We start from the raw sequence: 12,199 nt of genomic DNA, 5'->3' as shown, positions 1-12,199 counted from the left end.
GAAATCGAGGTGTAGCAAAGATACTCGCCGTCCCGGCGCTTCCATAACGATGACACCGGACGCCAGATGACCTTTTCACTTTTGAGTGCCGCAGTTCTCGCCGGCGCGAGCGCGTCGGCATCGGCCGCGCAGACCACAGCGCTCTGCGACAGCGATCATTTTCAAACGATCGTGCAGCCGGCTCCCGGCCGCATCGAGGCGCGCGCCGTCTGGCTGGAGCGGCGGCTCGCGCAGTGGCCGGGCGTGCAGGACACGGGGCGATTCAGGCTGTATCACGCTCCCGGCGGGAGCATCGTGGCGCCGGTAGGCGGCATGGTCAGCGGCGCCTCCGGCGCACTGTCGCTCAGCGCGTTCGGCGGCGCGCTGGCGCCCGAGGTGGCGCAGCGCTTCAAGTACGTCGGCAAAGGGGTGGTGCTCGCCGTGGCGGCATCCGACCTGGCGCGCCTGCCCGGCCTGCACCGCCAGCAGCTGGTGCTGGTGCAGGAAGACGCTGACGGAAAGGTACGCGCAGCGACAAGGCTGCAAGCGGCCGGCGCGCTCGACGATCTTTACGCGGCGGCCGAAGCGGCGGCCGATCTGGGCGCCGTGCCGTCGCGCCGCCGCACCACCTTCAAGCTGTGGGCGCCGACCGCGCAACGCGTGTCGCTCTGCACCTACGACAGCGGCGAGGGGCGCGCAAAGGCGCTTGATGCGATGCGGTTCGACCCTGCCACCGGCATTTGGAGCGCCACGCGACAAGGCGATCTGTCCGGCAAATACTATACCTATGACGTCGAGGTGGTGGCCGACGGCACGGGCCTGGTCCGCAACAGGGTGACCGATCCGTATTCGGTCAGCCTGGGCACCGACTCGAAGCGCAGCTATATCGCCAACCTGTCGTCGGCGCGGCTCAAGCCGGCCGGCTGGGACAGCTCGGCGCCGCCCGCAACCGTGAAGGCGCAGACCGACATGGTGGTGTACGAGCTGCACGTGCGCGATTTTTCGATCAACGACGCCAGCGTGCCGGCAGCGCAGCGCGGCAAGTACGCCGCCTTTTCCCATCCCGGCTCGAACGGCATGCAGCACCTGAAAGCCCTGGCTGGAGCCGGCATGACCGACATCCACCTGCTGCCGGTGTACGACATCGCCACCATCCCGGAGCGTGGCTGTGCGCAGCCTGCTCCCACGGGCGCGGCCGATGGCGAAGCGCAGCAGGCGCTGGTCAGGCAGACGGCGGCGACCGACTGCTTCAACTGGGGCTACGACCCGTATCACTACAACGCGCCCGAAGGCAGCTATGCCAGCGACGCGGCTGACGGCGCACGCCGCATCGTCGAATTGCGCGCCATGGTCATGAACCTGCACCGGGCCGGCCTGCGGGCCGGCATGGACGTGGTCTACAACCACACCTACGCCTCCGGCCAGACAGAGAAATCGGTCCTCGACCGCATCGTGCCCGGCTACTACCACCGCTTGAACGCGGCCGGCGGCGTGGAGCAATCGACCTGCTGCGACAACACCGCGACCGAAAACCGTATGATGGGCAAACTCATGATCGACTCGGCCGCCTTGTGGGCGCGCGAGTACAAGATTGATTCCTTCCGCTTCGACTTGATGGGCCACCAGCCGCGCACGGCGATGGAGCGGTTGCAGGCGCGCGTGAACGCGGCCGCCGGACGCCACGTGCAATTGATCGGCGAAGGCTGGAACTTCGGGGAGGTGGCCGACGGCGCGCGCTTCGTGCAGGCGTCGCAACTGTCGCTGGGCGGCAGCGGCATCGGCACCTTCAGCGACCGCGCCCGCGACCATGTGCGCGGCGGCTCGGCGGCCGATGCCGGGGCGGACATGATCCGGCGCCAAGGTTACATCAACGGCCTGGTGTACGACCCGAATGCGTTGGCCGGCGAGCGCCCGCTGGCGGACCTGATGCAGGCAGCCGACATGGTGCGCGTCGGGCTGGCCGGTTCGCTGCGCAGCTACGCCATGCAAACGTACAAGGACAGCACGCTGCCACTGGCCGCCATCGACTACAACGGCCAGCCGGCGGGGTATGCCAGTGAACCGGGCGAGGCGGTCAACTACGTCGAGAACCACGACAACCAGACCCTGTACGACATGAATGTGTTCAAGCTGCCGCTGGCGACCAGCAGCGCCGAGCGCGCCCGGGTGCAGGTGCTGGGGGCGGCGATCAATGCGTTCAGCCAGGGCGTGGCCTACTTCCATGCCGGGATCGATACCTTGCGGTCGAAGTCGATGGACCGCAACAGCTTCAATTCAGGCGACTGGTTCAACCGCATCGACTGGACCTACCAGGACAACTACTTCGGCACCGGCGCACCACCAGCGGACGACAACGGCAAGGATTACGCGCTGATCAAGCCCCTGCTGGCCAATGCCGCGCTCAAACCCGCGCCGGCCGATATCGCCTTTACGCGCGATGCGTTTCGGGACCTGCTGACAATCCGCGCCAGCTCCACCTTGTTCCGCATGCGCAGCGCGCACGATATTGGCAAGCGCCTGCGCTTCCACAACACCGGGTCTAGACAGGTGCCGACCGTGATTGCGGCGCACATTAACGGCACGGGCTACGCCGGCGCCGGTTTCGCGGGTGTGGCCTACTTCATCAATGTGGACAAGGTGGCGCACACGCTGGATGTGGCGCAACTGCGCGGCAGGCGCCTGCGCCTGCATCCTGTGCATGCAGCGCCCACAGCGGCAGACCAGCGCGCCGCCGCCAGTACCTACGACAGCGCGACGGGACGGTTTACCATCCCGGCACGCACCGCCGTGGTGTTCGTGGAGTAGACCTAGATATCCAGGTGCGAGATCAGCGAGCGCTTTTTATCATGATCCGACAAGTCGTCGCCCTGCGCGCCGAGCGAAATGCCTACCGACAGGATGTCGATCAGCAGTAGCTGAAGCACGCGCGAGATCATCGACAGGAAGCTGGTGCTGTCTTCGCTGTGATCGACCGCCAGGCAAATGGTGGCGCGCTTGGCCAGCGCCGATTTGCTGCTGGTGATCGCAATCACGTCGGCGCCGGTGGCGCGCGCCGCATCCACCGCCGCCAGCAGTTCCGGCAGCTGGCCCGAGGTGGAAATGGCGATCACCACATCGCCCGGCTTGAGCAGTTCGGCGGCCAGGCTGAAAAGATGCGAGTCGCCGTACGACGACGTGGGAATGCGGAAGCGGAAGAACTTGTGCTGGCCGTCCAGCGCCACCACGCGCGCATTGCCCATGGCGTAGAACTCGACCCGGTTGGCCTTGCGCAGCAGCGCGATAGCGCGGTCGATGGAGACCACGTCGAGCTGGTCGCGAAATTTCAGGATCGCCGAGACGGTGTTGTCGATCACCTTGGCCGACAGGTCGTGCGTGCTGTCGGACACGCGCACCTGGCTGTGGCGCACGGGGATGGTGCCGGTCAGGCTGCTGGCAAACTTGAGCTTGAAGTCGGCCAGGCCCAAAAATCCCAGCGAGCGGCAGAAGCGAATCACGGTCGGCTGGCTCACGTCGGCCAGGCGCGCGATTTCGGCAATCGGCTCGCCCAGCACCTTGCGCGGATGTTCCAGCACCAAGGTGGCCACGCGCTGTTCGGCGGGCGACAGCTCGTGCTGCAAATGCTGCACGCGCTCCATCAGCGTGTTGGCGCCGCTGCGCCCGCGCAGGTGTTCCGACAGGATGGTCGCCACGCCGATGAAGGCCGGGTTGGGAATCATGATCACGTAGGTCGGGATCTGGCCCAGGTAGGAACTGAAACGGCCCTTGGCCTCGAAGCGCGCGCGGAACGGCGAGGTGACGAACCACTCACCCATGCGCGGCACGATGCCGCCACCGATGAAGATGCCCCCAAAAGCGCCGAGCGTGACCGCCAGGTTGGCGGCGGCGCCGCCGAGCATGCCGCAGAAGCACTCGAGCACTTCGAGGCAGAGCGCGTCCTTGTCATCGAGCGCGCCGGCGATGATCTCGGGCGAGCTGCGTGGCGCGGCCTGCACGCCGTTGCGCTGGGCCAGCGCGCGGTGGATCAGTTCCATGCCGGGGCCGGAAATCAGGCGCTCGTTCGACACGTGCGGCCACTCCTTCCATGCATACTGCAGGATCGCGAATTCGCGCTCGTCGGCCGGGGCGAAATTGACGTGGCCACCTTCGCTGCCAAGGGTCACAAAACCGTCGACGGTCGGGATCATGCCCGACACCCCAAGGCCGGTGCCCGGCCCCACCACGCCGATGACGGCGTTGGCGGCCGGGGCGCCGCCGCCGACCTGCATCAAGTCGGCGCCGGACAGGCCGGGCAGCGACATCGCCAGGGCGGTGAAGTCGTTCACGATCAGCAGCGTGTTCAGGCCAAGTTCGCGGCGCACTTCATCGGTGGAGAATTGCCAGTCGCGGTTGGTCATGCGGATCATGTCGCCGCTGATCGGATTGGCCAGGGCGAAGGCGGCGTGATTGATGCGAATGCCGGCGTGGTCGGCCAGATAGGTATGCAGCAGCGGGACAATGCCGGGGAAGTCGTCGCACTTGAGCACGCGCACCGAGCGCAGCACGCCGGGCGCGGTTTCAAGGGCAAAGCGGGCGTGGGTCGCGCCGATATCGGCCAGCAGCCGGGGGCCGTCGGCGTAGGCGGTACGGCTGTACTTTTGTTCTGATTCGTTTTCTTTGGTCATCGCGGTCAGGTCGGACAGTTCGGGCAGTCGCGCGTAGCATACCCTATTGCGTGAAATGTATGAAATGCCAGCACCGTCGTTCCCGCGGAGGCGGGAACCCATAGCACCTCGGCTCATAGGTGCTATGGATCCCCGCCAAGGGGGCCGCCAAGGCCGGGGACGACGGCTCCTATATTAGTGGTTTGAAAAGTCAGTTCGCAATCAGCACAATCCCATTCTTCGTGTGAAAATCGACCTTCCCGCCCGCCACCACGGCCTTCTTGCCCGAGTAGTAATCGGTCACCGACTCGCCATCGCGGAAAATCGGCGCCACCACGATCGGCGCCGACTTGTCGGTCGGCAGATCCAGTCCCACCACCACCCGGTCCTTTTCGTAGGTGCGCGCAAACACATACGGCGTCGCCTGCAGCTTGCGGTGCTCGCCCGCGCCGACTGCCGGATGCATCTGGCGGAAGCGGCCGATGATGCCCCAGTGCTTGCGCACGTCCGCAATCCGATAGCCGTCGCGCTGCGCATTGCTGGCCAGTTCATCCCAGTTCATGAAGGAGCGCAGCACCGCGTCGCCCTTCGCACCCGCATGCGTGAGCAGGCGCGCGGTCTCGTCGCCATAATAGATCTGCGCCGCGCCAGGCGAGAGCAGCAGCTTCACCGCCGAGTCGAAAGGACGCGTGCGCGCCGGATCGAACGGCGCCGCGTCGTCGTGCGAACTCAGATAGTTCATCACCGAATAGCCGCGCAGTGGCCCGGCCAGCAGCGCCGCGTAACGGCCGAACATGGCGTCGTAGCCGCCCCGGGCGTCGGACGTCATGCTGAAATTGATAACGCTGTCGAAGCCGTTGTCGTAAAAGTCGACAAAGGTTTCGCCACCCATGTCGAACTGGTGCGCATGGCGCAGCGAGTAGTTATAGACCTCGGCCGTCATGTAGAACTTGGCGTCGCCAAGACGCTTGGAGGGATTGTCGCGCTTCCAGTCCTCGAACGCCTTGCTGGCGACCTTTTTCAGATCCTTCCACACGCGCGGTTCCACATGCTTGGCCGTGTCGGCCCTGAAGCCGTCGAAGCCGTACTTGCGCACCCAGTCCGCGTGCCATTTCATCAGGTAGTAGCGCGGCGCGCGCGGGTAACCGGTCTCCTTGAAAAAGACGTCCAGGCTCGCCACTTCGCGCTCGTAGCGCCCTTCTTCCTTCCACTTTGCCACCAGCGCCGGCGGCAGCGCAACCGGGCGGTCAACGTCGGTACGGAAGTCCGGCAGGTTCTTCACGATCGTGCAGTCGACCGTGGTGCGCGCATCCTTGAAAGCGCACACCGGTGCGGTGCGCACCCAGTCCTTCGGCCACACCGGATCTTGCGCCGTCACCGGGCCGGTATGGTTCATTACCACGTCGAGCAGCACGCGGATGCCGTTGGCGTGGGCCGTATCGACCAGTTCCTGCAGGTCCGCCTCGGTGCCGAGGTTGGCGTCGACGCTGGTGAAGTCGCGCGCCCAGTAGCCGTGAAAGCCGTAGGATTTGCCGGTACCTTCGTCGGTGCCGGCGTGAATCTGCTCGACTGGCGGCGTGATCCAGATGACATCGACACCCAACTCCTTGAAGTAGCCTTCCTTGATCTTGGCCGTCACCCCGGCCAGGTCGCCACCCATGTAACCGCGCAGCGGCGCCGCATCGGCCTTGCGCCCGTAGGCCAGGTCATTGGCCTTATTGGCGTTGTTGAAGCGGTCCGTCAACAGGAAATACACAGTCGCGTTTTCCCACACAAACGGGGTACGCGCCACCGGCGGGGCGGCGCTGACGTGGGTGGCGCCGAAGGTCAGCGCCAGTGAGACTGCAAGTGCGGAAAATTTCATGTATTCCCTGTTGGCTGTTGATGATAAAAAGTGAATCAGGTGGTGACGGTCGGCCGGTCGCGCCCCGTACGCTGGTGCAGGCCGGCCAGCCGGTCGGCAATCGCCGCCAGGCCCGCCAGCGCTTCCTGCGCCGGCATGTCGTGCATGGCCACGTCGGCCTCGTAGCGTTCGAGGTAAAGACGGATGGTGGCGCCTTCGGTCCCGGTGCCGGACAGGCGGAACACGATGCGCGAACCGTCCGTCATCACAATGCGCACGCCCTGCTTGCTGGCGATGCTGCCGTCGACCGGGTCCTTGTAGACAAAATCGTCGGCGACATCGACAGTGTAGCCTTCGATGACCTGGCCGGCCAGTGCGGGCAGCTGTTCGCGCAGATGGGTCATCAGGCCTTCGGCCGCCGTGGACTCGACCGCTTCGTAGTCGTGGCGCGAGTAGTAATTACGGCCAAAGCGCGCCCAGTGCTCGCGCACCAGCGTCTCCACCGGCTTGCCGCTGGCGGCCAGCAGGTTAAGCCAGAACAGCACCGCCCACAAGCCATCCTTTTCGCGGATATGGCTCGACCCGGTGCCGTAGCTTTCTTCGCCGCACAGGGTCACCATGCCGGCGTCCATCAGGTTGCCGAAGTACTTCCAGCCGGTCGGCGTTTCGTAGCACGGCACATTGAGCGCTTGCGCCACGCGGTCGGGCGCGGTGGAGGTGGGCATGGAGCGGGCAATGCCCTTGATGCCGCCCCGGTAGCCCGGTGCGACTGCCGCATTGGCGGCGATGATGGCCAAGCTGTCGGATGGGGTAACGGCGATGCCGCGCCCGACGATCATGTTGCGGTCGGCGTCACCGTCCGACGCCGCGCCGAAGTCCGGCGCGCCCTGCCCCGACATCAGCGCCACCAGTTCGGCCGCGTTGACCGGATTCGGATCGGGATGATGGCCGCCGAAGTCTTCCAGCGGGGTGCCGTTGATGACGGTGCCGGCTGGTGCGCCGAGCAAGCCTTCGAGAATCGCATGCGCGTACGGCCCGGAGACGGCGTGCATGCCGTCGAAGCGCATGGTGAAGCCGCGCGCGAACAAGGCCTTGATGGCGGCAAAATCGAACAGCTCGCCCATCAGCTCCGCATAGTCGGCCACCGGGTCGATCACTTCCACCTCCATCTGTTCGATGCGCGCGTGGCCGACAGCGTCGAGATTGAGGTCGGCGGCGTCGCTGGTGCGGTATTCGGTGAGAACACGGGTCTGCTCGTAGATGGCGTCGGTGATTTTTTCCGGCGCCGGGCCGCCGTTGGCGATGTTGTACTTGATGCCGAAGTCGCCATCGGGTCCGCCCGGATTATGGCTGGCCGAGAGCACGATGCCGCCCGACGCGCCGCGCTTCCTGACTACGCAGCTCAGGGCCGGCGTGGACAGAATGCCGCCCTGCCCGACCAGCACTTTGGCAAAGCCGTGGGCCGCCGCCATGCGCAGGATGACCTGGACGGCGTGGCGGTTGAAATAGCGCCCGTCGCCGCCTAACACCAGCGTTTGGCCGGCGCAGTCGCCGAGGGAATTGAAAATCGACTGCACGAAGTTTTCGAGGTAAGCGGGTTGCTGGAACTCGCTGACCTTCTTGCGCAAGCCGGAAGTACCGGGGCGTTGTCCGGCAAAAGCCGTGGTATTTACTGTGTGGATGGTCATTTTCACTCCTGTCTGTTAACAATACGATACGACAGTTAGCAAAATTTCGACGCCACCTTAAGCGGTTTGCTCGCCTTTGTCGTTCACAAACACGGTCAGCAAGCCGCCGATGGCCATGCAGGCGCCGGCCAGCAGCAAGGTCGCCACCGGACGCCCGCCCAGCAGGGCTGCGCTGATCGGACCCAGAATCAAGCCGCCGATGATCTGCGGGATCACGACGAAGAAGTTGAAGACGCCCATATAAAAGCCCATGCGCTGCGCCGGCAGCGCGCCGGCCAGGATCGCGTACGGCACGGTGAGAATGCTGGCCCACGCGATGCCCACGCCGATCATGGGAATGAGCAGCATCTCTTTTTGCGTGATGAAGAAAATGCTGGCCAGGCTGATGCCGCCGATGACCAGGCAGGCCAGGTGCGTCATCTTGCGGTTGGTGCGGCGCGCGATCACCGGCAGGATAAAGGCGGCAATGGCCGAGACGCCGTTATACACCGCGAACATCACGCCGACCCAGTTGCCGGCGCTCTGGAATGCGGCCGACTGCGCGTCGACCGTGCCGAAGACATTTTCGGCCACGGCCGGGGTGGTGTTGACCCACATCGTAAACAACGCCAGCCACGAAAAAAAGCTCACGCTCGCCAGCTGCACCATGGTGCGCGGCATGGTGGTAAAACCCTTGAAGATTTCGCGCAGCGCGCTCAAGGTGCCCTTGCGCTTTTCGACCTCTGCGCGGAAGGCCGTCATGTCTTCCGGCGGCGTCTCGCGCGTGGTGATCACGGTCCACGATACCGCGCCGATAAAGGCCAGGCCGCCGGCATAGAACGAATAGCGCACCGTGTCGGGAATGCCGCCATTGACCGGGATGTTACTGACGTTGAACCACTCCGTGAAAATGGTCGGCAGCAGCGAGGCGATGACCGAGCCGCAGCCGATGAAGAAGGTCTGCATCGCAAAGCCCGAGGTCTGCTGGGTGGGATGGAGCTTGTCGCCCACGAACGCGCGGAACGGCTCCATCGACACATTGATCGACGCGTCCATCATCCACAGCACGAACACCGCCATCCACAGGGACGATGAATTGGGCATCATGAACATGGCGACGGTGGCCAAGATCGCGCCAAGGAAGAAGAACGGACGGCGGCGGCCCCAGAACGGGTGCCAGGTGTTGTCGCTCAGGTAGCCGATGACCGGCTGCACCAGCAGGCCCGTGACCGGCGCCGCGAGCCAGAACAGCGGCAAGTCGTCGGCGTTGGCGCCCAGGGTCGAAAAAATGCGGCTGGTGTTGGCGTTTTGCAGGGCAAAGCCGAACTGGATGCCAAAGAAGCCGAAGCTCATGTTCCACAACTGCCAGAAGCTCAGGCGCGGTTTGATCGGCGGGAATTGCATCTGCATCGGGAGTCTCCAGGCGTTTGGCTACGCGTTATATTTGTAGGAAAATAACATGGCGATTTCTAAGTGTCAATCTAAACAATTCCATAGTAGAATCCCCGCAGGAAGCCAGTTGAATCACACAACAAATTCATGATTTTGTAGTCAAATAACAGAACAAGATGGGGACATGATGCTGGACATGCAGAAGCGCCTGAACAAGCTTTTTTACGCTACGCTGAGTTTGCCGTCGACGGCGATGGGATTCGCGCTCTGCATCCAGATTTCGGCGCTGAGCTGGATTTTGAGCACGCGCTTCAATCTCCAGATCCATGAAATCGGCATCGTCTGGGCGGCGGGACCAATGGCCGGGATTTTCGGCCAGGTGGTCATCGGCTTGATCAGCGACGACGCCTGGTTCTGGGGTGGGCGGCGCCGGCCCTTCATCCTGATCGGCGGCACCCTGGCCGCGCTGATGGTGTTCCTGCTGCCGCGCATCGACGTAGTGGGCGACTTTTTGGGCATCAAGAACATTCTCATCGTGGCGGTGATCGTCGCGCTCACGCTGGACCTGTCGATCAATATCAGCTTCAACCCGACCCGCTCGATCATCGCCGACGTGACGCCGGAAGGCGAAGCGCGCACGCTCGGCTACACCTGGATGCAGACCATCTCGGGCTTCTTCGGCGTGATGGCCTACCTGATCGGCGCGACCCTGGGCAACGACCTGCTCATTTCGGTCGGCGCGGGCATTGTATTCGTGTTCTCGGTGGTGCCGTTGTTCTTCATCAAGGAAGAACGCGAGATGGTCATAAACACCGAGACCGCGACCGAGACCGCAGCGGCCACCAAGGCCGACTGGGGCCAGCTGTGGCGCATCTATATCGCGCACGGCTTCGCGTGGCTGGGCGTGCAGTCGATGTTCGTCTACACGTATGGATTCATTCAGCAGCAGCTGGTGCCGGCGGGCCTGGCAACCAAGGCGGCCAACGACATGAGCGGGCAGATTATCGGCTTCGCCTTCGCGATCATGAATACGGTCGGCTTCCTGCTGCCGGCGCTGGTGCTCGCACCGCTGGCGCGCAAGATCGGGCGCGTGCACACGCAGGCCGGCTGCGTGGCCATCATGGCGGCCGGGTACTTCTTGATTGCGACCATGGCGCGCACGCCGATAATGCTGTACGCGCTGATGGCGGTGGTGGGCATCGGCTGGAGCGCGATTGTCAGCCTGCCGTTCGCGATCATGAGCGACAAGGTGGACAAGAGCCGCATGGGCTTTTTCATGGGCGTGTTCAACCTGTCGGTGGTGCTGCCGCAGTTGATGTCCACGGGTGTCGGCTTCGTTCTGAAACGGGTGCCGGACCAGAGCACCTTGTACATCATTTGCGGCGCCTCGTTGGCCATCTCGGCGGCCTTGTGGTGCCTGGTGAAGGACGAAGCGCCGGCCACCCAGGCCGCGATGCCCGCTTCCGCGCACTGACGTCAGCCCACCGCTTGGCGGCAAGGCAGTTACAAGAATTATGAAGAAACCATGACGATATCGTTTTTAGAAGAACACGATGTATCCTTGTTTACCAGATCCCTTCTGGTAGGGGCTGATCGCCCTGGCGCCGCGATCGCCACGAGCGTTGCAGTAGACTGGAATTGCGGCGCTCGCCTGCGAATCGATGTGGCTTCGGCTGTCGAATGCATCTGCTTCCAGGCAGTCCGGATGGACGGTACCAAAGCGTATATCGGCTACGGAGGACGCATCTTCATTGTCGATTGCGTGACAGAAGACGTGGTGATACACCAGATGGACGGGTATTTTTGCGACTTCTACGATGCTGCGCAATTGCAAACGTCCGGCGAGGATTTCCGCATCCTGGCAAGCTCCGAGTCCGAGCTGTTCGCCTTCGGGCCGGACGGCGCGCTGCGATGGAAAACCGCCGATCTCGGCATTGACGGCGTGCTGGTACACTGCGTCACCCCGACGCATATCGAAGGCTGCGGGCAGTGGGATCCGCCAGGCGGATGGCAGCCGTTTATCCTTGCAACGCGCACCGGTGAACGCATCGGCGGTGGTGTCGCTTCGCAGTGACAGAGCGGGCGATCACCTATTGAATCCACAAGCAACAGCGGCGATTCGGCAAATTGCCGGCAGCGCAGCACCATGGAAGAATCCAGTCATGAAATCAGCCTCAATGAATTTGAAAGCCTGTGCGGTCTTTATCACGATCACCCTCGCTTGCGTCTCTGGAGCGCAGGCGGCGGACAGGGTGACGATGAGCGGCTTTTCAATAGCGCCACAGCCTGGGTGGCATAACAAGATAGATAAAGCAGGGCGCTTCTTTTCAAAAAAGACAAAGGGGGAGGAGCTTCCAATGCTGGTCCTTGAGGCATGCAAAGTGGGACGTGAACATTCCTGCCCACCAACGTGCGACTATGCGGATCTCAAACGGCTGCACATCTTGACCAAAACGCCGCTGGACGCGCATACACCGGTCAAGCGCACGGATGCTTACGTCGAGTATGAGTCATCGGACGAGATGACCACATCTGAAGGAAAATTTTACGCATCCACTCGCCTGATTTGCGGGCCTGCCGCGTTCATTTATGCGGTGCAACTGGACATGGGTTCCACGCAACAGGCACGCCGGGATCTGGAAGCAGTCATCAGCACAATCAAATGGCGCAAATAGGAG

Annotated in this window: 8 protein-coding genes; 4 read left to right on the top strand and 4 right to left on the bottom strand. The window is 63.5% G+C overall.

The window, feature by feature from the left end; all coding sequences use genetic code 11:
- Positions 1 to 66: 66 nt before the first annotated feature.
- On the top strand, positions 67 to 2,784 hold the full coding sequence (locus tag F1609_RS02785; protein WP_167074393.1) for an alpha-1,6-glucosidase domain-containing protein: 2,718 nt from the start codon (positions 67 to 69) through the stop codon (positions 2,782 to 2,784).
- 2 nt (positions 2,785 to 2,786) lie between these two features.
- On the opposite strand, the gene F1609_RS02780 is transcribed toward F1609_RS02785, so the two are convergent.
- From F1609_RS02780 to F1609_RS02765, 4 genes are all read right to left on the bottom strand, one after another.
- Positions 2,787 to 4,640: a glucokinase gene (locus tag F1609_RS02780; protein WP_167074391.1), complete on the bottom strand. Its 1,854-nt coding sequence runs from the start codon at positions 4,638 to 4,640 to the stop codon at positions 2,787 to 2,789.
- A 190-nt stretch (positions 4,641 to 4,830) separates the two neighbouring features.
- Positions 4,831 to 6,483: an alpha-amylase family glycosyl hydrolase gene (locus F1609_RS02775; RefSeq protein WP_167074389.1), complete on the bottom strand. Its 1,653-nt coding sequence runs from the start codon at positions 6,481 to 6,483 to the stop codon at positions 4,831 to 4,833.
- 35 nt (positions 6,484 to 6,518) lie between these two features.
- Positions 6,519 to 8,150 carry an alpha-D-glucose phosphate-specific phosphoglucomutase gene (locus F1609_RS02770; RefSeq protein ID WP_167074387.1) on the bottom strand — a complete coding sequence of 544 codons (1,632 nt, stop codon included), beginning with the start codon at positions 8,148 to 8,150 and terminating at the stop codon, positions 6,519 to 6,521.
- Positions 8,151 to 8,207: 57 nt separating this feature from the next.
- A complete protein-coding gene (locus tag F1609_RS02765) occupies positions 8,208 to 9,539 on the bottom strand; it encodes an MFS transporter (RefSeq protein WP_196785389.1) in 1,332 nt (443 codons plus the stop codon).
- Between the two features lie 166 nt (positions 9,540 to 9,705).
- Here F1609_RS02765 and F1609_RS02760 point away from each other — a divergent pair, with 166 nt between their 5' ends.
- Genes F1609_RS02760 through F1609_RS02750 form a run of 3 tightly spaced genes read left to right on the top strand, consistent with a single transcriptional unit; the run spans position 9,706 to position 12,196 of the window.
- Entirely contained in the window at positions 9,706 to 10,995 is a 1,290-nt protein-coding gene (locus F1609_RS02760) for an MFS transporter (RefSeq protein WP_229421581.1), read from the top strand.
- Between the two features lie 51 nt (positions 10,996 to 11,046).
- Positions 11,047 to 11,595: a hypothetical protein gene (locus tag F1609_RS02755; protein ID WP_167074386.1), complete on the top strand. Its 549-nt coding sequence runs from the start codon at positions 11,047 to 11,049 to the stop codon at positions 11,593 to 11,595.
- Entirely contained in the window at positions 11,561 to 12,196 is a 636-nt protein-coding gene (locus F1609_RS02750; protein WP_167074384.1) for a hypothetical protein, read from the top strand. Before F1609_RS02755 ends, F1609_RS02750 begins: the two co-directional genes overlap by 35 nt.
- Positions 12,197 to 12,199 lie beyond the last annotated feature (3 nt).

Source organism: Massilia aquatica (assembly GCF_011682045.1).
GTDB lineage: Bacteria > Pseudomonadota > Gammaproteobacteria > Burkholderiales > Burkholderiaceae_D > Telluria_A > Telluria_A aquatica.
The sequence above is the reverse complement of the archived record's forward strand: the minus strand, read 5'-3'. Positions and strand labels throughout refer to the sequence as shown.

Excerpts from the sequence above, each read along its gene's own strand:
- F1609_RS02755 (WP_167074386.1), top strand. The coding sequence starts at position 11,047 with ATGACGATATCGTTTTTAGAAGAACACGATGTATCCTTGTTTACCAGA.
- F1609_RS02760 (WP_229421581.1), top strand. The coding sequence starts at position 9,706 with ATGATGCTGGACATGCAGAAGCGCCTGAACAAGCTTTTTTACGCTACG.
- F1609_RS02780 (WP_167074391.1), bottom strand. The coding sequence starts at position 4,640 with ATGACCAAAGAAAACGAATCAGAACAAAAGTACAGCCGTACCGCCTAC.
- F1609_RS02765 (WP_196785389.1), bottom strand. The coding sequence starts at position 9,539 with ATGCAGATGCAATTCCCGCCGATCAAACCGCGCCTGAGCTTCTGGCAG.
- F1609_RS02775 (WP_167074389.1), bottom strand. The coding sequence starts at position 6,483 with ATGAAATTTTCCGCACTTGCAGTCTCACTGGCGCTGACCTTCGGCGCC.
- F1609_RS02785 (WP_167074393.1), top strand. The coding sequence starts at position 67 with ATGACCTTTTCACTTTTGAGTGCCGCAGTTCTCGCCGGCGCGAGCGCG.
- F1609_RS02770 (WP_167074387.1), bottom strand. The coding sequence starts at position 8,150 with ATGACCATCCACACAGTAAATACCACGGCTTTTGCCGGACAACGCCCC.